19 protein-coding genes are annotated in these 21,797 nt (G+C 47.0%); 12 read left to right on the top strand and 7 right to left on the bottom strand.

Translation table 11 applies throughout. The annotated features are described in order from the left end of the window. Positions 1–121: 121 nt before the first annotated feature. The 5 genes from gyrB to dnaA form a co-directional block, all read right to left on the bottom strand. A complete protein-coding gene (gene gyrB / locus K0504_RS17115) occupies positions 122–2,539 on the bottom strand; it encodes a DNA topoisomerase (ATP-hydrolyzing) subunit B (protein WP_220105380.1) in 2,418 nt (805 codons plus the stop codon). Between the two features lie 10 nt (positions 2,540–2,549). After that, the gene (gene recF, locus K0504_RS17110) at positions 2,550–3,656 is read right to left on the bottom strand and encodes a DNA replication/repair protein RecF (protein WP_220105379.1); all 1,107 of its coding nucleotides are present in this window, start codon (positions 3,654–3,656) and stop codon (positions 2,550–2,552) included. Between the two features lie 76 nt (positions 3,657–3,732). Beyond that, positions 3,733–5,331 (bottom strand): hybrid sensor histidine kinase/response regulator, encoded by a 1,599-nt coding sequence (locus K0504_RS17105; protein ID WP_220105378.1) that lies wholly within the window; start codon positions 5,329–5,331, stop codon positions 3,733–3,735. Between the two features lie 168 nt (positions 5,332–5,499). After that, positions 5,500–6,603: a DNA polymerase III subunit beta gene (gene dnaN, locus K0504_RS17100; protein ID WP_220105377.1), complete on the bottom strand. Its 1,104-nt coding sequence runs from the start codon at positions 6,601–6,603 to the stop codon at positions 5,500–5,502. A 41-nt stretch (positions 6,604–6,644) separates the two neighbouring features. Then, a complete protein-coding gene (dnaA, locus tag K0504_RS17095; protein WP_220105412.1) occupies positions 6,645–8,021 on the bottom strand; it encodes a chromosomal replication initiator protein DnaA in 1,377 nt (458 codons plus the stop codon). A gap of 435 nt (positions 8,022–8,456) precedes the next feature. On the opposite strand from dnaA, the gene rpmH reads away from it, so the two are divergent. The 12 genes from rpmH (at position 8,457) to K0504_RS17035 (ending at position 19,945) form a co-directional block, all read left to right on the top strand. Beyond that, a complete protein-coding gene (gene rpmH / locus K0504_RS17090) occupies positions 8,457–8,591 on the top strand; it encodes a 50S ribosomal protein L34 (RefSeq protein ID WP_087504358.1) in 135 nt (44 codons plus the stop codon). Between the two features lie 16 nt (positions 8,592–8,607). Continuing rightward, complete coding sequence (gene rnpA, locus K0504_RS17085) at positions 8,608–8,973, top strand: ribonuclease P protein component (protein ID WP_220105376.1); 366 nt, start codon at positions 8,608–8,610, stop codon at positions 8,971–8,973. Then, positions 8,934–9,185 (top strand): membrane protein insertion efficiency factor YidD, encoded by a 252-nt coding sequence (gene yidD, locus K0504_RS17080; protein WP_220105375.1) that lies wholly within the window; start codon positions 8,934–8,936, stop codon positions 9,183–9,185. The genes rnpA and yidD overlap by 40 nt, the downstream gene beginning before the upstream one ends. Positions 9,186–9,189: 4 nt before the next feature. Next, positions 9,190–10,815, top strand: a complete 1,626-nt coding sequence (gene yidC / locus K0504_RS17075) for a membrane protein insertase YidC (protein WP_220105374.1) — start codon at positions 9,190–9,192, stop codon at positions 10,813–10,815. A gap of 176 nt (positions 10,816–10,991) precedes the next feature. Beyond that, positions 10,992–12,053, top strand: coding sequence for an AI-2E family transporter (locus K0504_RS17070; protein WP_220105373.1), 1,062 nt, complete (start codon positions 10,992–10,994; stop codon positions 12,051–12,053). A 24-nt stretch (positions 12,054–12,077) separates the two neighbouring features. Further along, positions 12,078–13,187: an HlyD family secretion protein gene (locus K0504_RS17065; protein ID WP_220105372.1), complete on the top strand. Its 1,110-nt coding sequence runs from the start codon at positions 12,078–12,080 to the stop codon at positions 13,185–13,187. A gap of 11 nt (positions 13,188–13,198) precedes the next feature. After that, positions 13,199–14,236 carry a DUF2955 domain-containing protein gene (locus K0504_RS17060; RefSeq protein ID WP_220105371.1) on the top strand — a complete coding sequence of 346 codons (1,038 nt, stop codon included), beginning with the start codon at positions 13,199–13,201 and terminating at the stop codon, positions 14,234–14,236. A 54-nt stretch (positions 14,237–14,290) separates the two neighbouring features. Next, on the top strand, positions 14,291–15,652 hold the full coding sequence (gene mnmE / locus K0504_RS17055; RefSeq protein WP_220105411.1) for a tRNA uridine-5-carboxymethylaminomethyl(34) synthesis GTPase MnmE: 1,362 nt from the start codon (positions 14,291–14,293) through the stop codon (positions 15,650–15,652). A gap of 243 nt (positions 15,653–15,895) precedes the next feature. Next, complete coding sequence (locus K0504_RS17050) at positions 15,896–16,609, top strand: Sir2 family NAD-dependent protein deacetylase (RefSeq protein WP_220105370.1); 714 nt, start codon at positions 15,896–15,898, stop codon at positions 16,607–16,609. A 94-nt stretch (positions 16,610–16,703) separates the two neighbouring features. Next, positions 16,704–18,839, top strand: coding sequence for an AAA family ATPase (locus K0504_RS17045; protein WP_220105369.1), 2,136 nt, complete (start codon positions 16,704–16,706; stop codon positions 18,837–18,839). A 10-nt stretch (positions 18,840–18,849) separates the two neighbouring features. Next, positions 18,850–19,401, top strand: a complete 552-nt coding sequence (locus tag K0504_RS17040) for a 3'-5' exonuclease (protein ID WP_220105368.1) — start codon at positions 18,850–18,852, stop codon at positions 19,399–19,401. A gap of 40 nt (positions 19,402–19,441) precedes the next feature. Beyond that, positions 19,442–19,945 (top strand): hypothetical protein, encoded by a 504-nt coding sequence (locus K0504_RS17035; RefSeq protein ID WP_220105367.1) that lies wholly within the window; start codon positions 19,442–19,444, stop codon positions 19,943–19,945. A 78-nt stretch (positions 19,946–20,023) separates the two neighbouring features. On the opposite strand, the gene K0504_RS17030 is transcribed toward K0504_RS17035, so the two are convergent. Both K0504_RS17030 and K0504_RS17025 read right to left on the bottom strand, forming a co-directional pair. Further along, positions 20,024–20,941, bottom strand: coding sequence for a hypothetical protein (locus tag K0504_RS17030; protein ID WP_220105366.1), 918 nt, complete (start codon positions 20,939–20,941; stop codon positions 20,024–20,026). Positions 20,942–21,088: 147 nt separating this feature from the next. Beyond that, on the bottom strand, positions 21,089–21,646 hold the full coding sequence (locus tag K0504_RS17025) for a hypothetical protein (protein WP_220105365.1): 558 nt from the start codon (positions 21,644–21,646) through the stop codon (positions 21,089–21,091). Positions 21,647–21,797 lie beyond the last annotated feature (151 nt).

Below are 21,797 nucleotides of genomic sequence, written 5' to 3'. Positions count from 1 at the left end.
CCGCTACCCTAGCCTATGAGTTATATATTTTCACCTTAAGCTCAAAACTCGCAATAAAAAGGCAGCCAATTGGCTGCCTTTTTCGTTTCAACTTGGACGAGGCCTCCCCCATCCGACGCGATTAAACGTCGAGGTTTTCTACATTCAATGCATTGTTTTCGATGAACTCTCGGCGTGGTTCAACGTGATCGCCCATCAAGGTGGTGAATAGCTGATCGCAGCCAATGGCGTCTTCAATAGTGACACACAGCATCCGGCGCGTGCCTGGATCCATGGTGGTTTCCCACAACTGCTCAGGGTTCATTTCGCCCAACCCTTTGTAGCGCTGAATATTCAAGCCACGTTTCGATTCGCTGATCAACCACTCAAGCGCTTCAAGGAACGTTGTGACAGGGCGCGTACGCTCGCCACGCTGCACAAAACCGCCGTCTTCGATTAAGGTCGAGATTTGGTCGCCGAGCAAGGTGATTTGCTGATAGTCCTTTGACTTAATAAAGTCAGAAGAGAACAAATAGTCTGTATCAATACCATGCTGGCGAACCGTTACTTTAGGCAAGAACTGATGCAGTTCATCGTCCTGAACCACGCTTGCTGTATACACAGTACCGCCGGCTGCCAAGGTGTCTAACTCTACCTGGAAGTCATCAACCCACTCTTGCATACCGGCTTGGTTATCAAGCATGGCCTGCAATACTGGGCGCGTGTAAATCAAACGGTCTAGAACTTCGGTTGGCCACAAGCGCTTAAGGCGCTTGAGGATAACTTGCACGTCTTGGTATTGCTTCACTAAGTGTTCGAGCTGCGCACCAGCAATCGCTGGCGCATCAGGGTTGACGAACAATGACGCTTTATCCAACGCAAGCGATGTAAGGTATTCATTAAGCACGTCATCATCTTTGATGTACTGCTCTTGTTTACCTTTTTTAACTTTGTATAGCGGCGGCTGCGCAATGAAAATGTGGCCACGCTCAACCAGCTCTGGCATTTGACGATAGAAAAAGGTCAACAGCAGCGTACGAATGTGCGAGCCATCGACGTCGGCATCGGTCATGATGATGATGCTGTGATAACGTAATTTATCGGCGTTGTATTCGTCGCGGCCAATACCGGTACCGAGCGCAGTGATCAGCGTTGCTACTTCTTGCGAAGAGAGCATCTTGTCAAAGCGTGCTTTTTCGACGTTAAGGATCTTACCTTTCAAAGGAAGAATCGCCTGATTCTTACGGTTACGGCCTTGCTTCGCAGAACCGCCCGCTGAGTCACCCTCCACTATGTATAGTTCAGATAGTGCAGGGTCTTTTTCTTGGCAATCCGCCAGCTTACCGGGCAAGCCAGCCAAGTCTAAAGCGCCTTTACGACGGGTCATTTCACGGGCTTTACGCGCCGCTTCCCGCGCACGCGCGGCATCAATGATTTTGCCAACGATGATTTTGGCTTCGTTTGGCTTTTCTAGCAGGTAATCAGATAAGTGACTACCCATGGCGGTTTCTACCGCAGGCTTCACTTCTGACGAAACCAGCTTGTCTTTGGTTTGAGAAGAGAACTTAGGATCTGGCACTTTCACCGAAATGACAGCGGTGAGACCTTCACGCGCATCATCACCACTCGCGGTGGTTTTGGCTTTCTTAGAAAAGCCCTCTTTGTCCATGTAGGTGTTGAGAGTACGAGTTAACGCCGAGCGGAAGCCGGCCAAGTGAGTACCACCATCACGCTGAGGAATGTTGTTAGTGAAACAGTAAATGTTTTCTTGGAAGCCATCATTCCATTGCATCGCAACTTCTACCGCAATACCGTCTTCTTCACGAGTATGGGTAAAGTGGAATACGTCGGGGTTAATTGGCGTTTTATTTTGGTTGAGGTAATCAACAAACGCTTGAATACCGCCTTCGTAACGAAAGTGATCTTCACGGCCATCGCGCTCATCTTTAAGCTTGATGGAAACACCTGAGTTAAGGAACGACAGCTCGCGTAAACGCTTCGCAAGAATGTCGTAGTGGAAATTAGTGTCAGTGAAGATTACATCTGAAGGCCAGAAGCGAATGCGCGTACCGGTTTTCTCGGTTTCGCCGATCGCGCCCAACGGTGCATTTGGCACACCTAAGCTATAAACTTGCTCGTGTAATTTGCCTTCGCGACGAATGTGTAATTCGAGCTTTTCTGACAGGGCGTTTACAACCGAAACACCTACCCCATGTAAGCCGCCTGAGACTTTGTATGAGTTGTCATCAAACTTACCGCCAGCGTGCAGCACGGTCATAATCACTTCGGCTGCGGATACGCCCTCTTCTGGGTGCATTCCCACAGGAATACCACGGCCGTCATCGCTAACACTGACCGATGAGTCAGCATGGATGGTGACAATGATGTCGCTACAGTGCCCCGCCAGTGCTTCGTCAATTGAGTTATCAACAACCTCAAACACCATGTGGTGCAAACCGGTGCCGTCATCGGTATCGCCGATATACATGCCTGGACGCTTACGGACGGCGTCGAGGCCTTTCAATACTTTAATACTGGAAGAGTCATACTCGTTAGACATAGGGTCACTCTTATGAAGTTACTAATTGCCCGCGTTCCACGTGGAACAGCTTAAAGGGCCGTTTCGCCGCTTCCAACTGTGGCCGAACTTGTTTTACAAACAGTTCGTCCGTAGCGGTGATAAAGACCTGTGATTTTATCGCGATTAGGCACTCAATTAATAGTGCCCTGCGGGCTTCATCTAGCTCCGCGGCGAAGTCATCAATCAAATAAATGCAGGAAGTTCCCTGAGAATCAGATAACAGCGATCCCTGCGCTAATAAAAGAGCTGCCACAAGCAGCTTTAATTGACCGCGCGAGCAGGTTTCTTCTGCAGCAACGCCATCAACTTTCAATTTAAAACCACCTCGATGTGGGCCGAGCTGGGTATGACCAACTTTTATATCGCGGTCATAATGATCTTGCAATTGTGCCTGGTAATCATCGTTGCCAGCAGCCGAAGCAAGCCAACCTGATTGATAACTTAATTCAACGTCACTACCCGGCAAAAATTGATCGGTAAATGTTAATAAGGCAGCCTGCAATTGAGCAACAAATTCCGTGCGCATTTGAGTGATCAGACGCCCGTTTTCAACAAAGTCATGCTCCCACGGGCCGACCTGCCGATAAGGCAGTTGTTGCCGCACGAGGGCGTTGCGCTGTTTGAGTGATCGGGCATAGCGTCGCCATGCCGGATAAAACAATTCTTGCCGGTAAAACAGGCCCCAATCGAGAAATTGCCGACGCACTTTACTACCACTCGTCAGCAGCACAGGGCTGTCTGGCGTAAGGATCTGAATGGGCAGCAAGCCCACTAATTCGGCTAAACGCTGCGTTGATTCACCATTTATTCGAATTTCCGGCTCACTGCTACGAGTGCGCTTCATGCCAACGCGATAATGGTGATTGCGCCGCTCTAATTCGGCAAATATGGTGAAGTCGGCTTGCTCGTACTGGATCAGCTGTTTGTGGCGATGCGTTCGAAACGAGCGACCAGAGCCGAGCATATGAATCGCTTCCAGCACGCTACTTTTGCCTGCGCCGTTTTTACCGTAAATAAAGTTAAAGCCGGGACTCGGATCGAAAGAAACGCTAGAGAGATTTCGTACCGCCTGAATGGCAAGCCTGGAAATGGTCATTCAGCCAAAAGCTACTCGTTAACACAAAGGGCTAGTGTACCTTGTTTCAGCCCTCGTGCCTAACCGCCCTACCCGGTTAAGGGCAAGGAAGCGTAACCGTCATAGTAGTCAAGTTAGCCTCGTCATCGACGTGCATATCGATCTCGCCCGCCATGGCTTCGGTGAGTAATTTAGCGGAGTACGTGCCAATCCCAGAACCGCCGGCCTTTCCTTCAGAAACATATTTCTCAAAGAAGTGCTCGCGAATGGTTTCAGGCACAACACCATCGTTGCTGATTAAAATTTCGATCTGATTGGCGTTCGTTTTTTCAATATGGACACGCACGGCACTTTTCGGTCGCGCGGCTTCAAAGGCGTTTTTAATTAAGTTATTGAACACCGAAAACAGCAATACTTCCTCGCCTTTGCAAACGAGCAGTTCGGCTCCCTGTGCTTTTGGCCAGAATACGTTGCAAGTAATGCGTTTGGCATCGAATATCCGCTTACAACTCGCCGTGACGTCTTGGAGTAAGTCAACGGTGTTCACCGGCACGGCTTTTAAATCGTATTGGTTGCTTTCAATCTTGTAGACGATTTGGGTCAACTCGATCAGGTTTAACAACTGCCGCGCCATGCTATCGACATCACCGGCAAGATCAGCAACCAACTCGGGGCGCCGGGCATTCGCTGAGATTTGTTCCGCGGCCGCTAAAATCCCAGCTATCGGGCCTTTAATATCGTGTCGCACAATCTGCTCTGCGGCTTCTTTTGCTTGTGCCGCTTCAATCATGTCATCGTAACTGGCTTGGATGTCGCGAATACGCCACACCTGCCGCATGAAATTGCGAACCCGTAGTTGCAACAACTCAGGCTGTATGGGCTTGGTGATAAATTCAATGGCGCCCATTTGAATGCCCTTAACTTCAGCTTCTTGTTCGGTCATTGCCGTTACCATGATCACCGGAATATGACTTGTGGCAGGGTTTTCCCGCAACTGCTCAAGCACGTCGTATCCGCTAATTTCCGGCATCATAATGTCGAGCAACACCAAATCGGGCGGCGTGTCGCCCTGACATAACTCAAGCGCCTTTTTGCCATTATTGGCTAGCCGAACGCGGTAATCGTCTTTCAGCAAGTCGGACATCAAACGAAGGTTGTCGGGGGTATCATCAACAATCAGAATGTTGCCATCTTTTAATTTGGCGGCGTCTTCAGCATTACCGGGGTCATCAAGCGAGGTAATATCTAAATCAGGCTTAACGGCAACGGGAGCCTCCGCGGGCTCGCTGATTTTTATCTCAGATGGAATTCGTACAGGGCGTTTAAATGCACGCTCGATACGTTCGCGCATCATATTCGGCGTAAACGGCTTAATGATTAACTCGCTCACACCAAAACGTATGGCTTCCCGAACCTTATCTCGCTCTGCCTCTGCGGTCACCATAATGAAAGGAATGCGTTGCCAGTTTTCATCGGCCTTCACCGCTTTCAGAAAATCAATGCCGGTCATCACTGGCATGTTCCAGTCTGACAAAATCAACTCAATGCGATGATTGCGAAGAATTCGCAGTGCTTCGGCACCGTTGCTCGCTTGGTACACTTCTTTGGCGCCATACTGACGTAGTTGTTGCGCGGTAATTTTGCGCATGGCTTCCATGTCTTCAACAACCAACGCTAAGCAATTCTGTTTGAACATAACCTGACCCTACGACGCATGGCGGCGCCAAATACGACTACAAAAGATGTAGATGAAGTGTAGTTACTAATTCTAAATTAGCCTGACAATATAACGACGAGATCGTTGTTTTTAAACAAAAAAAGGCCGCTTGCTAAGCGACCTTTTTATTACCATCACGAGCCTCTACTAGAGTCGCATTGGCATTACCACGTATAGCGCACTGTCATCGTCTGCGTTTTCAATCAACCCGCTGCTATTGGGGTCGTTGAGGGTGAAACGAACATTTTCGCCATCGACGGTGTTGAGCACATCGAGGATGTAACTGACGTTAAAGCCAACTTCCATTTCCTCGCCTTGGTAAGAAACGGCAATTGCTTCTTCAGCTTCTTCTTGCTCAGGGTTATTGGCGCTGATTTTTAATTCATCAGTAGCCAATTGCAATCGAACCCCGCGGAACTTTTCATTGGATAGAATAGCGACCCGAGAGAAAGCTTGTTTGAGGGTTTCTTTATCGCCTTCCACCAATTTATTACCACCACGAGGCAATACACGACGGTAATCCGGGAAGCGACCATCCACCAGCTTAGATGTAAACAGGTAGTCGCCAATATCAGCTCGAATATGGTTATCTGACAGCTGCACCGTGACAGGGTTGTCGTCCTGCTCTAACAAGCGCATCAACTCCAGAATGCCTTTACGCGGCACAATGCACTGGAACGCATCTTGTAATTCAGGCACCGATATACGCGATAACGCCAAGCGGTGACCGTCGGTTGCAACCGCAGTGAGCGTACCATCAGCAATTTCAAACAACATGCCGTTTAGGTAGTAACGCACATCTTGGTTAGCCATGGAGAACTGCGACAATTCAATTAACCGACGCATTTCTTGTTGCGTGGTGGTGAACTGCATTGACGATGTAGATTCGTCAATTTGCGGGAAGTCCGTGTCAGGTAGCGTCGCTAAACTAAAGCGGCTACGGCCAGACTTAATAATGAGGCGTTCGCCCGTTAAGGTTAATTCGATCACCGCGCCATCGGGTAATGTACGGCATATATCTACCAGCTTTTTAGCCGGTACAGTAATCGAACCAGGGGTCAGGTCAGGGTCAGCCAATTGCAATGTTGCGCAAAGCTCAACCTCTAAATCCGTGCCGATCATGGTAAGTGAGCCATCACTTACGCGCATTAAAATATTGGCAAGTATGGGTAGTGTGTGCTTGCGCTCTACTGCCCCGGACACCGCCTGAAGCGGCTTTAGAATTTGCTCACGATTAACCGTGAATTTCATATTCAATCCCTTTATCGCACCTTAACTCATGAGACAGATTATCAGGAAGACAGAGTCCGTATGAGGTTCTGATAATCTTCCTTAATATCATGACTTTCTTCGCGCAACTGTTCAATCTTACGACACGCATGTAACACAGTTGTATGATCGCGCCCACCAAATGCATCGCCAATTTCCGGCAAGCTGTGGTTAGTTAGCTCTTTGGCTAGCGCCATGGCGAGTTGCCTTGGCCGTGCCACCGAGCGACTACGACGTTTGCTCAGTAAGTCAGCCAACTTGATTTTGTAATATTCAGCAACCGTCTTCTGAATATTGTCTATGGTGATCAACTTTTCTTGTAAAGCCAAGAGATCTCGCAGTGCTTCTCGCACAAAATCGATATTAATGGCTCGACCGGTGAAATTAGCATTAGCAATCACCCGATTAAGTGCCCCTTCGAGCTCACGCACATTCGAGCGCAAACGCTTAGCAATAAAGAAGGCGACTTCATCAGGAAGGTGAACATTACTTTCCTGCGCTTTGCGCATCAAAATAGCCACCCGCGTCTCTAATTCTGGCGGCTCAATAGCAACGGTCAGTCCCCAGCCAAAACGAGATTTCAAGCGATCTTCAACGCCATCAATTTCTTTCGGGTAGCGATCAGATGTGAGGATGATTTGTTGATTACCTTCGAGCAGTGCATTGAAGGTATGAAAGAATTCTTCTTGCGAGCGTTCTTTATTAGCAAAGAACTGAATGTCATCGATGAGCAAGGCATCAACACTACGATAGTAGCGCTTGAACTCTTCAATGGCATTGTTTTGCAGCGCTTTGACCATGTCTTGCACAAAGCGCTCAGAATGCATGTAAACAACTTTAGCGTTGTCTTTGCCTTGTAAAATGGCATTGCCCACCGCGTGCAATAGGTGGGTTTTACCTAAACCAGTGCCGCCGTATAAAAATAACGGGTTGTAGGCGCCGCCAGGATTTTCGGCAACTTGAGTTGCAGCCGCGCGGCCTAACTGGTTGGACTTACCCTCAACGAAGTTATCGAAAATGTAAGTATGGTTAATGTTGCTCTTGTGACGAATTTCCGGTTTGGGTTTATTGCCGCGATCCCATGGATTACTAGTTGTTGGCGCAGCGGGCTTAGGCGCTGGTGCCACACTGGTATCAACCACAGGGGCAGGAGGCGCAATGTTGCCAATATCTAAATGCAGCGCTGGAGCATCTGCCCCACAAGCTTGGGCGAGTAATTCATTGATGCGGGTCCGATAATTATCGCTCACCCAATCCAGCACAAAACGATTCGGCGCAAAAAGCACTAAACGCTCGCCGTCATAATCCGCCTGTAGCGGACGAATCCAGGTACTAAATTGTGAGGCAGGCAACTCGTGCTTGAGGGCTTCAACGCAGGTTTGCCATAAAGACGCGCTCAATGCCTTCTCCTTTGATAAGTCAACATCACCACCATGGCCTGAGTAAGACAGGCGCATCTCAACTGACAACAGCAGTCGAAAAAGGGAGGGATCGTCGTGATTAGCAGGGCTGACATTATGCGGGATCTGGCTGCCCGTTTCCAGATCGTTTTGGATCATTTATTAAGAGCTTATCAACAACCATAACTAATTGAATAAAATAAGGATAACGACACTATCAACAGGTTATAAAACTGTTTTGAACAACAATTGAACAGGGATCGCACAGGGATCGATTAATAACGCGATCAAAATTTGTTCAGTGATAGTGATTGACTCTGCCGTCGCGGTCGCATAAAATTCGCCCTCATTTTTTAGGGGACTGCTAATTGTACTTACTGAACATAGTGGTCTGTCCAGGCTTCAATAGCCAAGCAAAATAGTTTAGGTAGAACCATGAAAAGAACATTTCAACCAAGCGTATTGAAGCGCAAGCGTAACCACGGTTTCCGTGCTCGTATGGCCACTAAAAACGGTCGCCAAGTTTTGGCACGTCGCCGTTCTAAAGGTCGCGCTAAGTTAAGCAAATAAGCACACGCTTCTTACAGTGTCGTCTTATTCATATGGGCGGGAGTTACGACTGTTAACTCCCGCCCATTTTAATTCTGTCTTTCAAGGCAAGCCAATTCGCGTTGGTTCGTCTCACCTTACCCTACTCGCAACCCAAAACAATCTTGACCATCCTCGGTTAGGTTTCGCGGTTTCTAAAAAGTCAGCCAAGTTGGCCGTACAACGAAATCGTATCAAGCGAGTTTTCCGCGATAGCTTTCGATTGCTCAAACATGAGCTACCAAGCGTTGATATCGTGGTGATCGGTAAGCCAGGAGTTGGTACACTCTCCAAACCCGAACTTCAGCAACTGGTAAAGCAGCTATGGCCTCGTTTAAAAAAACGCTGTCGCAACTCGCAATAGTCCCCATAAAGCTTTATCAATGGTTGATTAGTCCGCTCATTGGGCAACGCTGTCGGTTTCATCCGAGTTGCTCTCACTACGCCATTGGCGCCATTGAAACCCACGGTGTAATAAAAGGAAGTTGGCTGGCCTCACGGCGCATATTAAAATGCCATCCTTTTAACCCCGGCGGTTACGATCCGGTACCGGAAAAGCCATCAAAGAATCAATAACACTATGGAATCACAACGTATTTTTATACTCGTCGGCCTGATGTTGGTCAGCGTACTGCTTTATCAAGAATGGCAAAGCATGTATGGCCCTCAGCCCGTACAAACGGTAGCCTCGGAAACCGTTAGCTCTGATGCTCCGGCAACTTCTGATGATGTTCCTCAAGCATCACATTCGGCGCAGTCTGCTGTTCCGTCGGTCAATGCAACAAGCGGCTCCATCATCACCGTAGAAAGTGATGTGTTGCGCCTGAAAATTGATTTAGCTGGAGGTGACATTGTTGAAACGCAATTGTTGGCTTACCCAGTTGAACAAGGCGGTGACGAGCCCATTCAAATTTTGCATCGCAACAGTCATTTTGAGTACATCGCTCAGAGCGGCTTGATTGGCAACGATGGCCCCGATTCAAAAGGGCGCCCAAGTTACCAAGCCGATGGTGATAGCTTCGTTATGAATGGCGACACCTTGGTAGTGAACCTTAAGCACGTCACTGAAGCCGGTATTACCGTTGTTAAGCGTTTGACCTTGACCGCTGGTTCTTACACCGTTCAGCAAGACATTGAAGTCATCAATACTTCAAGCCAGAACTTGGTGATGCAACCGTTCATGCAGCTGAAACAAACCATGGAAGGCGAGTCCGGTAGCATGATGATGCCGACTTACCGTGGTCCAGCGTATTCAACAGAAGACGAGCGTTACAGTAAGTACACGTTCGATGACTTGTCTGATAAAGCGCTGAACAAAACCACTCAGGGCGGCTGGGTTGCAATGCTGCAACACTATTTTGTTTCCGCTTGGGTACCAGCAGCTGCTAGCAGCAACCAGCTCTACACCAACAACGTACGCGGTAGCGGCATTGTTGGTATGAAGGGCGAGCAGTTGGTGATCGCTGCAGGCGAAACCAAATCGGTAACTGCATCGTTTTATGCTGGCCCTAAAGATCAAGAAACACTGTCAGCCTTATCGCCAACCTTAAACCTGACCGTGGACTACGGCTTCTTGTGGTGGTTAGCACAACCGCTGCACTGGCTGCTGACACTGGTTCAAGGCCTTGTGGTGAACTGGGGCTTGGCCATTATTGTGGTCACCATCATTATCAAAACCTTGCTGTATCCGCTGACCAAAAAGCAATACACATCCATGGCCCGTATGAAAGTACTCCAGCCGAAGATGAAAGCATTGCAAGAGCGCTACGCCGAAGACAAGCAAAAGCTTCAGCAAGCCATGATGGAAATGTACAAGAAAGAGAAGGTCAACCCACTGGGTGGCTGTCTGCCATTGTTGCTGCAAATGCCAATTTTCATCGCCTTGTACTGGGTGCTGCTCGAAAGTGTGGAATTACGCCATGCAGGCTTTATGTTGTGGATCACTGACTTGTCGGTCAAAGACCCGTACTTCGTACTGCCAATTTTGATGGGCGCGTCCATGTTCCTGATGCAGAAGTTGTCGCCAACCACTGTTGCCGACCCAATGCAGCAGAAAATCATGATGTTGATGCCAGTGTTTATGACTTTCTTGTTCGTCACCTTCCCATCGGGCTTGGTGTTGTACTGGGTCGTATCGAACCTGATTTCAATTGCTCAACAGCTAATGATCAATCGCGCGATTGAGGCTAAAAAAGCCGCCGAGTAATTTGACTTAAGCCTCTGAAAAACCGCCGCTATGGCGGTTTTTTTATGTTTGCTAACAACTGACGGTGAACTACTATTAGGCTCAATTGAGCAGTGAATTACGCGCCTGCTCAACCCGTATTGATTTCCAGAGCCCAACACCATTGGCTTGTTTGTCGCTTTAACAAGGATTCCGCCATGTCTGCCCAACAACAAATATCTACCTATGTCGAAGCAGCTTTAAGAATTGGCATAGTCGCGCTACTGATTTATTGGTCATTCACCATTATCCAGCCATTTATTTTGGTGGTTGTCTGGGGCGCCATTATTGCAGTGGCACTGTACCCATTATTTCTCAAGTTTCGGAACTTGCTGGGCGGCAACAATAAACTTGCGTCCGTGTTATTCACCTTAATCGCACTCGCCATATTGCTAACACCTACGGCAATGCTGGTTAACTCCACAGTAGATTCAGCAAAACAATTGCATGCCAAAGCCGAAGCGGGCGAACTCAACGTTCCCAAGCCCGATATAGGCGTAAAAGACTGGCCGGTGATTGGCGAGCAAGTCTATGAAATTTGGAATGACGCTTCGCAAGACTTAGACATGGCACTAGAGCGCCATCAGAAAACCATTGAACCGCTCAAAGACAAAGCCATTGCCGCAGTATCTGGCGCAGGTGCGGGCATTGGTATGTTTTTAGTGGCCATTATCATTAGTGGCGTGTTTATGGCCTTTGCTCAAGGGTGTGAGTCCGCCGTCAGTAAAGTTGGCGATCGACTGGCAGGAAAATCTGGCACCAAGTTTACCAAGCTCGCCAGCGCCACCATTAAAAGCGTGGCACAAGGGGTACTTGGTGTGGCGTTCATTCAAGCCATGGCCGGCGGCTTAGTGATGATTCTTGCTGGCATACCTGCTGCTGGTTTGTGGGCATTAGCCATCATGATCTTAAGTACCATTCAACTTGGTATTGGTATCACCTTAATTGTGATTGCCACCGCCAGCTGGGCGTTTTCCAACTTATCCATGGCAGCGGCCATTGCTTATACCGTTGCCATGATCGTCGTTGCTCTGGCCGATAACGTATTGAAACCAATATTGATGGGCCGCGGCGTCGACGTGCCAATGCTGGTGATTTTCCTTGGCGCCATCGGTGGCTTTATCAGCTCTGGCATTATTGGCTTATTTACCGGCGCGGTTATCTTAGTGATTACCTATGAAATTTTCGTTCACTGGTTGAACTTAGAAAAACAAAGTTAAGTCACTCACGAGGTAACGACTTAAATGACGGACACAACCGAACAGAAGCAACCAGAGCCTGCGCCGGCAAAAAGCGATGTGCTGCAAAAAATCAGCAAAGTGTTGCTGGCGTTATGCGTGGTCTTTTTTATTTTGTATTTGATCATGGACCGCTTTGCACCAGACACCGAATTAGCGCGCGTTAAGGTGTACATAACGCCGGTGACTCCTGAAGTTTCTGGCCATATTAAGCAAATCCATGTTCAACAAAGTCAGCGGTTGCAAGAGGGTGACATCATGTTCACCATCGACCCAACCGATTACCTTGTGGCCGTCGAACAAGCACAAGAAAATTTACGTTTAGCCGGCAGTAAAGTGGGTGCACAAATGACCGATGTTGAGGTGGCCCAAAGCCGCCTTGCGGATGCCAAAACCCAGCTTGAAACCATGGTGAAACAAACCAATCGGATTTTCTCCATGGCCGGCAAAGGCATCGTCTCTCAAGCCGATGCTGACAACGCTCAAGGTAAACTTGATGCGGCCGAAGCCCGAGTCATTACAGCCGAAGCTGACTTACAAAAAGCCAAGCAAGCACTTGGGGCAACGGGTGCCGATAACGCCAATATCAAAGCCGCCCTATTACAGTTAGAAGATGCTCAACTCGATTTAGCACGAACTCGAATACACGCCAAAACCGTTGGCGGCATTGCCAACCTGCAAGTTGAAAAAGGCTACTACGCCCAAGCAGGCCAACCCATCGCCAGCTACATCAATGCCGAGCAAGTTTGGGTTGAAGCTTACTTTCGAGAAAATAACTTAGAACACATCAATATTGGTGATGCAGTGGCCATGGTGCTCGATAATGCACCTGGGCGGGTGTTTGACGGCAAAGTGTCGAACATTTCTTGGGCAGTAGACTTTGGCGACAATGTCGATCCGTCCAAGTTGGCCAAGTCACAACAAGCCAAGGGCTGGATGCGCGACCCACAGCGCTTCCCCGTCACAATCACATTTGACGACAAAGATGAATTAAAAGGATTAATGCGCCACGGCGGTCAGGTTGATGTCATTATTTATGCCAGTGATAGTTGGATCCTCAACACCTTAGGCTCAATCTGGATTCATATTGTGGCTTTGCTCTCTTACGCCCGCTGATGATCAAGGACATGTCGCCCGAGCAACTGCTAAAGCAGCGCGTCTATCGCCTGACATTTGGTATGGTGGTGGCTTGCTACGCGGCATTTACCTTAGACTTTCCACTCAGTAATCTAATTTTGGTGCTGGCCGCAAAATTCCTTACCGTTCCCGCCGCACCAAGCCTCAAAGGCCTCTTGGTATTAGTGATCAGCCTGATCATTATGCCGCTACTGTTTTCGGCCTTTGTCATGCTGTTTGGCTTTGAACCACAAATCATGGTGATCATGCTCTCGCTCATACTGATGTGGTTTTACTACTTAGGCACCGAACAAAAATTCGTGTTGCTTGCTACCTTTGGCATTGTGTTTTTGGTGTTGATCAGCTTCTTTGGCGTGCTCAATGGCGTTGCCGTCACAGCTTTAACCGAGAATTTAATTAAAGCCACGTTTATTGCTTTGCTCATTTACATCATTGCCCACACTTTTTTTCCTGAAAAACGTCAAGATTTTCAACTGCCGGCAAGCCCCTATTCAGAGTTTGCCCGCGCCTTGATTGCGATTAAAAGTGTCATTGTGTTGCTACCGCTATTGCTGTTTTATCTCTATTTCCTGCCGTCGCATGCATTGCTGGTATTAATTTTTTCCGCCATGTTCTTAATGCAGGTATCAACCAAAGAGTCGCTCAAGGCCTTAAAGCTCTATTTCATCGTCAACATCGTCTCTGCGATATTTGCCATCGCGACCTATGAGCTATTTGTCATGATCCCTAGCTTGATTTACCTAATGCTGTTTATGGCAACCGTCGGAATCTATTTTGGACGTGAGATATTTATCGGCTCCAAGCTAGGCAAGGTTTACGCAGGCGCCATTGCCGGTTACTTAGTCTTATTTAGCGGGCTCGCACTATCGAATGACAACAGTATTGATACCAAGTCGTGGGATCGACTGATTCAAATTCTATTCGCCTGCAGCTACATCGTGATCGTGGCGCACTCCCTCGAACGCTGGCTATTCCGCCGCTGGAAAACCAAATTTGCCGATAGATTGGGGCTCAACGAATCCGCTTAGCCGAACTGCTGGTATACTGCCGCAGTCATTTCATCAGCGAGATTAAGGTACATGCTGGATCAAGACACTATCGTTGCGCAGGCAACACCTCCGGGCCGCGGCGGTGTAGGCATTATTCGGGTTTCCGGCAAAAAGGCGTCGTTCGTTGCCGCGCAGTTGCTCGGCAAAGTACCTAAGCCCCGCTATGCCGACTACCTACCCTTTTGTGCCGATGGTGAGGTGTTAGATCAGGGCATTGCTCTGTATTTTGTAGCGCCCAACTCCTTTACTGGCGAAGATGTGCTGGAGCTGCAAGGCCACGGTGGCCCAGTGGTCATTGATATGCTGATCCGAGCTATCTGCAACATTCCAGGCGTGCGTATGGCTCGCCCCGGTGAGTTTTCAGAGCGAGCATTTTTAAATGACAAGCTCGATTTAGCGCAAGCGGAAGCCATTGCCGACTTAATTGATGCCAGCTCTGAGCAAGCCGCTCGCTCCGCTTTGCACTCGCTGCAAGGTGCCTTTTCCAATGAAGTGCATCAGCTGGTAGAACAAGTCATTAACCTGCGCCTCTATGTGGAAGCCGCCATTGATTTTCCTGATGAAGAAGGCGTCGACTTCATTAGCGAAGGCAACGTCGAATCAAAGCTGCAAGCCATCATTAGTCAACTTGAAGCGGTTCAGCAGGAAGCCAAGCAAGGCAGCCTACTGCGAGAAGGCATGAAAGTCGTCTTAGCCGGCCGCCCCAATGCCGGCAAATCCAGCCTGTTGAATGCCTTAGCTGGCCGCGAATCGGCGATTGTGACCGAAATTGCGGGCACCACCCGCGATGTACTTCGTGAACATATTCATATTGACGGCATGCCACTACACATCATCGATACCGCAGGTTTACGCGATACCGAAGACACCGTAGAGAAAATCGGTATTGAGCGCGCTTGGCAAGAGATTGATGAAGCCGATTTAGTGCTGTTCCTGATCGACAGTACCGAAACCAATGCCACCGATCCCCACGACATCTGGCCAGAGTTTATCGACAAACTGCCAGACACCATGAAAATCACCGTGATCCGCAACAAAGCCGATTTATCAGGCGAACAAATTCAGCACACCGCCGAGAACAAATCGCCGGTCATTTCGTTGTCGGCTAAATCAGGTGAAGGGATTGAACAGCTGCGCGCCCACTTGAAAACCAGCATGGGATACCAAAGCGCCACTGAGGGCAAATTCATGGCCCGCCAGCGTCATTTGGAAGCACTGAGCCAAGCCCACGAACACCTTGATCAGGGGCTTGCGCAACTGCAAGGGTTTAGTGCCGGCGAACTACTCGCAGAAGACCTACGCCAATGCCAACAAGCATTAAATGAAATCACTGGCGAATTCAGCTCCGATGATTTGCTTGGTCGCATTTTTGGTAGTTTCTGTATCGGGAAGTAAAGTAGGCAATTAAGGACAGCTAACTTACTGATTTGATTAGATCGGGTTTGTCATTAATTTCTAGTAATTGCCTTTATTAGCCAACTTTGGACCCCAATCGGGCTCCACGTTTATGACCATGACTACAGAGCCCAAACTCCAAAATGTAAATCTCAATTTGAAAGGTCTAGGGTTATCGACAGCCTTTGTCGGCTTGAAAAGTAATATCTGACTTCCACACCAAGCGGATTGCAAAGAGCTAAAATGAAGCCGCCTATTAACCACCAACAGATCGTTGTGTTTACCGGCTCAGGTATTAGTGCGGCAAGTGGGATACCAACTTATCAAAGTAACGATGGCCAACGAATGCAACCGGCCATATCAGCTCACTCGTGGAAAGAAGATCCCGAGCTTGTTCTCAAACATTTCAATCAGCGTCGACAATTGATGTCTCAGGCCAAGCCAAACGCAGCTCACACGGCAATTGCTGCTCTAGAGACCAATTACAAAGTAATAGTTATTACCCAAAATCTGGACGACTTACATGAGCAGGCAGGAAGCACCGAGGTGCTCCACCTACACGGATCAATTCACCATGCGCGTAGCCGAGGGAAAGACCAGTCAAGGCTTCGACTAAATTCGGATTTATGCCTCAACTCTGCCACTCCCGATGGGCATCCGCTTCGACCCGATGTCGTTTGGTTTGGCGAAGCCCCATTACACATTGAGCAAGCGAAACATCACATGAAAACAGCGGAAAAGGTCTTAGTAATAGGAACCTCTCTAACCGTTCAACCAGCAGCGAGTCTACTAAAACATGCCCGCTATGATGCAGAGAAAGTCCTTGTGACCAAATCAATAGCCAAAATCCCCTTTGGCTTTAAGTATCGGCCGGGAGATGCAACAGAGCTTGTGCCTTTATTGGTAAAGAAATGGCTAGCAGAGTTCGAATCATCTAACGATCGAAGTAACAACTAGCGAAGCGACATTAGCTGTCGCCCCGAGACTTAGAGTAAAAGCTAATCACTAAGTCACGTTAGTTAACTAAATGACTTTTCACAGGAGAAGCAATTTGACTCAATCCAACTTAACCTTGAGCCGACTGTTCAAGCAAAAGAAGGTATCAAGTGAAGAGCAAAGAACAATCCGTCAGGCCCTAGCTGCTGTGAGTCCGAAACAGTTATCAAGCCTTCCCGCCCCAGAAAGGCTCGCATTGTCGATTTGTACTGAGTTTATGTCGACGTCTTGTGCTGCTTCATCTTGGCGCCAAGGGTGCAATTTCTCACGGCAGGAATTTATCGATAGGGTGACGCAATTGCTTGGGTTTGCCTATGAAGCTCACGAGCTGAATTGGTTAAACGATTTCGATTACTTGAAATATGCGTTCAGCCTGGTTGTTCGGCCGCAATTAGACCAGAAGCTGGTATCTTTTGCTCAGCATGCACTCCAGTCATTCAATCTAACCCCCGAAGAATTAGCTTTCACGCAATTTCTCTTTGTTGCAAAAGACACTCATTTTGGAAGGCCGTTTTTTGATTGTTTCGAAGCGAACGAGTTAATAGTTGCTGAGTGGCTCAATTGCTCCCAAGAACAACTGTTCAACACGTGTGGCGAGAAAAGCGCACTAGTCAAATCAGGCATCATCATATTTGATGTTAGCCCAGAGGAATTATTAAGCTCGAAGTCTCCAATAACAGAGAAGTTTGAGTTAAATACTCATGTGGCTTGGGCTATTCGTCATCGCAAAAATGTTTCCCAGCAAGATTTGATAAAGTCAGCGCTAATCGCAGCACCTGAACCATTGATGACAGCTCAAGACTTTAAACACCTCAACACTGACTTATTAAAAAAACATTTAAAATCAAGTGTTAGCAACAACTTCATTGGAACCAATATTTTACTCTATGGCCCTCCAGGTACGGGTAAAACACAGTTGAGTCGTTGGCTGGCAAAAGCAACAAAGTCGACGCTATTTGAAGTAAATGAAGGGTTGAAATTTGCAAATGATCGAAACATTTTTCCTAACGAAAGTGAGAACCGGTTAAAAGCAACTCGATTTGGCCTAAAACTGTTGGCTACACACAATAGCAATGTTGTTTTAAGTATTGATGAGTGCGAGAACGTTCTCGATGGGCTGAACTCTAAGTACGTTTTAAATCAGCTACTTGAGTCTAATGAGGTCCCCATTATTTGGATAGCAAACGACATCTATTCGATTGATAAAGCTGTTATGCGTCGTTTCGACCTGATCCTTGAGGTACCAATCCCGCCCAAATCGGTGAAGGCTCGGCTGTTTCGTGAGCAACTCAATGCATATGCTGTATCAAAGCAATACGTTGATAAGCTGGCATCCCATGCCGATATGACGGTTGCCCAAGTCGCTAGCGCAACCAAGGTTTTAAACTCATTGCAACTGGCAGGCGATCGAGCAGAACAAGCGCTCAGCGAAATTCTTTCAGAAAAAATGCAAGCAATCGGCTGCGACTTTTCACCTAGCCAGTATTCAATGGAGCTTAATTACAACACTCAATTTACTAACACCCAAGGTGATGATTTAGGCCTAATCCGTGACGCTCTTGCTGCAAACGATGAAGGACGCTTATTGATGTCTGGCCCCCCTGGCTGCGGCAAAACAGGTTTCGCTCACCACCTAGCTGAATATACCAACAAGCCACTGGTGGAAATTACAGCATCAAGCGTACTAAGCCCTTTTATAGGTGAAACAGAACGAAACATTGCTCAAATGTTTCACGACACTCAGCAACAAGGCGCTATTTTACTAATTGACGAAGTCGACAGTCTGCTGAGCAATCGAGCTGGTCATCATGCCAACTGGCAAACGTCTCAGGTCAATGAAATGCTATCTCGCATGGAGCGTTATAGCGGTATTCTTATTGCTACCACCAACCGGCCTGATGCACTCGATCCGGCAGTGCGTCGCCGATTCGATTTCAGCCTTGATTTTAACTACCTCACTCAACATCAGGCTGAGCAAATGTTTCTGAAACTTGTCGGCAAAAAGCGCCTACCAGCACATATTAAGCGAAAGTTTGCTGCACTAAGCCAGTTGACTCCAGGAGACTTCTCTCAGCTCAAACGTAAGATGCGTTTCCGAGCAGAGGTGGATGTCGACCTATTAACCCAATGGTTGCTGCAAGAGCAGTCAGCCAAAACAACCCAACACAACCCCATGGGATTTATTCAATAGAGGATTTGAGATGACAAAACACTACATATTAGATACCGAAACAACTGGATTGGATGATCAAGCAGAAATAGTTGAGATAGGAGTAATTGAAGCGGATACCGGCAAAGTTGTACTCCAAACTCTGGTAAAACCTACTGTTGAGATAGGTTCAAAAGCTCAAGAGGTTCATGGTATTAGCGGTTCAATGCTGCTCGATGCTCCAAGTTACGACAAGGTGCATAAACAGCTTTTAGATATTCTACAAGGTGGTGAAGTACACATTTACAATAAAAAATTCGACACACGCTTAATCTACCAAACGGCGAACAAATTCGGCTTAGTCAATGATGAGCTAATACAAGCGCTAGAAAGTACCCACTGCGTAATGCTCCAATATGCAGATCTTTACCGACAACCCAACAGCAGAGGCAATTTCCGATACCAAACATTAGTCAATGCCATTGCTCAGCAAAACATACAACTGCCAGAATTAACAGCCCACCGAGCAGTCGCAGACTGTGAGATGACCCGTCATGTTTGGCGAGTTTGCCAGCAAAATAGCGTAATCCCTTACTCCGGTTAATAGCTCAGCATTGGAGCAAGAGGCTGTTTTTAATACATAAATGCGAACCCAATATCAAACAATGGTATCTGAACGGCCTCCTGAGTACTTTTCAGAATGGGTATGGTTTGCCAACAACCTGCTCAACATTGATACCTCTCATGACAATGCGCTCAGAGCAATCATACGAGCGGAGCAACTTGCCAAAAACTCTTGGGACTGGCGAGTGTGCGCCGGTTTTTATGCAAACAAGCTGAGCAATTGGGAAAGCTGTCGTTCATCACTTAATAATGCAATGGTGCATAGCATTAATACTTGCCAACTTATCTGCTGCGCCCATGATTGGCTAAAGTTACTTGATGATAAGCACTGTGCAGTAAAATGTATGACAGAGGCCGAATCGTTGGCGACTTCAACAATGGAGTGGTTGGCCATCACCCGCTTTTATCACTCAACCCAATTTAGCCAAGACAAAGTTGTTTATTGTTTAGGTATGGCTGCCAGTTTAACTGTAACCGCCGATGACAATGTGGATGTAGAACTAGCGAGAATTGATTATTTGTAGGGGACCCCGACAGTCACCGTATAAAATTAAGGTGACTGCCGAGTAAGAATGAGGTGTATTATATTATTTTGATATAATTTAATTGATGTTGAATTTAGCACTTCCAGTTTTGCACACCAATTTTAAATTTAAGTTGTTAAATTCATTGTTGAGCCGCTTAATAAATCTTATGTCATTTTCATTATCAACTTCAGCGTCCAGAACAATCCAAAGCTCACTTGCTTGGATTTTATCATCATAGTATTGGTAATCTATTAGTTGCCCTAGGGCAGCTCTGATAGCCCGTTTAACATTTCTATAACTTGATATGGATTTAAGCTCCGCATATACCGTTCCGCTTTTACCCTCTAAGACAACATCTATTCTGTCTTTTTCAGAGGTTCTACTCTCTAACTCCTTCACTGTAAAATCTTTAGAGGTATTGCACCATTTAACAAAATCTATAGTTAAATCGTTTTCGGCATCGTTGGCATAAAACTCTTTATGTTGATAAACCCGCTTAATCCTTGCCTTTTCTGGTAAATCCTCTTTTGTTTCTGTCTCACCTTTTTCTTCGTAGTAATCATCCGGTAGGTAACCTTCGCCCTCTTCTCTTTTTAGTTTTTGATACAGAGTAGACTCAGCAATCGCAAGAAGAGATGCTTCAAAGCTCGACTCATCTAATTTCTCTAGGTAATAACGCTCCTCTAAGTTCCTCTGTTCAATGAGTTCGCAAAGTTCGCTAAACTCCAAATTTACACCTATGTGAGCACTCTCACTGCCTTTAGTCTGACGAAAAGTGAAAAGTGAGCCGGGGAGCGCCTTTTGAGTCTCAATATCCTTAACTCCAACCCTGATTTTGTGAGTCCCACCTCCCATATTATACGCAGGGTAAATATCAAACCCTTTAAGATGTCGTCGTATTAATGTTACTGCAGCAATTAACCCTTTCCTTTCTTTTTTATCTAACGAATTAACTAAACCCAAAGCAACTGGTAATTTATTAAACCCTTTCATCGGTTACCTAATCCTCTTTAAAATAGATATCCCAAGATATTCCCAAGTCAATTACTGTTACGGCCTTTGCCTATATATTTATCTACGGCTACAGCCGAGGCACTCCGCTACATTTATGACCTCATCATAAAGTACCTAAAAAAGAAGCTACTCCTTGGGGGTTATTTTCTTCAAATATGCCAGTTGTTCCTTAGATAACTTCTGATAATGAGGTAACTTACGCAGATCAATGGGTGAGTTCACTAGCTTTACTAAATAGTCTATAGATTGAACCAAAGCAGCACAGGTGCTCTCATCAATCATTTCTTTTATTTCTGCTTTAAGGTCTTTTATTTGGTCTTGCTGACGAGAAATTTTTTTATCTTTTTGGGCTATTTCATCTGCCTGCTCAGCCAACTTTCGCTCTTGCTCAGACTCTCTCTTAGCAAATTCAGCCTGTTGCCTTCGCAGCTTCTGCCGCTGCTTTTGCTCTTCTTTACTTAGTTGATCCCGATCACCTTTTAAATATTCCACTTGCTGGCGGAGAAATAGAGTAATTGGCGTTATATCTTGTGGTCTCCCCCACAATTGACGCCAAGCCCATCCTTTATCTCCCGATGCAGGAGAAGACGCCCTCCAGATCGAACTCAATTCATCTGCATATTGCTCAACAAACGCTTCTGCTTCCGTGATGGGCATGTCGTACTTTATGTACTTAAAAGGCATATAATATCCACAGTAAAAATCTTATTTAACAGTAATATAGCCCAACAAGAAGTGCTGGTGTAGTTGTATGGTTAGGCGTTGTTGATCAATTCATTGCTTGTGACGCAAGTATCCTAGGTGATGCTGCCGATTAGCCAACTTGCTGACGAAC

This window comes from Neiella holothuriorum, assembly GCF_019457915.1.
GTDB classification, from domain to species: Bacteria; Pseudomonadota; Gammaproteobacteria; order Enterobacterales; family Neiellaceae; genus Neiella; species Neiella holothuriorum.
Note: the sequence above shows the minus strand (reverse complement) of the source record. Positions and strands in the feature narration are given on the sequence as shown.

Coding starts and splice junctions, on each gene's coding strand:
- K0504_RS17105 (WP_220105378.1), bottom strand. CDS start 5,331: ATGTTCAAACAGAATTGCTTAGCGTTGGTTGTTGAAGACATGGAAGCC.
- K0504_RS17050 (WP_220105370.1), top strand. CDS start 15,896: ATGAAGCCGCCTATTAACCACCAACAGATCGTTGTGTTTACCGGCTCA.
- recF (WP_220105379.1), bottom strand. CDS start 3,656: ATGACCATTTCCAGGCTTGCCATTCAGGCGGTACGAAATCTCTCTAGC.
- yidD (WP_220105375.1), top strand. CDS start 8,934: ATGGCCTCGTTTAAAAAAACGCTGTCGCAACTCGCAATAGTCCCCATA.
- K0504_RS17065 (WP_220105372.1), top strand. CDS start 12,078: ATGACGGACACAACCGAACAGAAGCAACCAGAGCCTGCGCCGGCAAAA.
- K0504_RS17040 (WP_220105368.1), top strand. CDS start 18,850: ATGACAAAACACTACATATTAGATACCGAAACAACTGGATTGGATGAT.
- K0504_RS17070 (WP_220105373.1), top strand. CDS start 10,992: ATGTCTGCCCAACAACAAATATCTACCTATGTCGAAGCAGCTTTAAGA.
- K0504_RS17030 (WP_220105366.1), bottom strand. CDS start 20,941: ATGAAAGGGTTTAATAAATTACCAGTTGCTTTGGGTTTAGTTAATTCG.
- K0504_RS17025 (WP_220105365.1), bottom strand. CDS start 21,646: ATGCCTTTTAAGTACATAAAGTACGACATGCCCATCACGGAAGCAGAA.
- yidC (WP_220105374.1), top strand. CDS start 9,190: ATGGAATCACAACGTATTTTTATACTCGTCGGCCTGATGTTGGTCAGC.
- rpmH (WP_087504358.1), top strand. CDS start 8,457: ATGAAAAGAACATTTCAACCAAGCGTATTGAAGCGCAAGCGTAACCAC.
- K0504_RS17060 (WP_220105371.1), top strand. CDS start 13,199: ATGTCGCCCGAGCAACTGCTAAAGCAGCGCGTCTATCGCCTGACATTT.
- dnaN (WP_220105377.1), bottom strand. CDS start 6,603: ATGAAATTCACGGTTAATCGTGAGCAAATTCTAAAGCCGCTTCAGGCG.
- gyrB (WP_220105380.1), bottom strand. CDS start 2,539: ATGTCTAACGAGTATGACTCTTCCAGTATTAAAGTATTGAAAGGCCTC.
- K0504_RS17035 (WP_220105367.1), top strand. CDS start 19,442: ATGCGAACCCAATATCAAACAATGGTATCTGAACGGCCTCCTGAGTAC.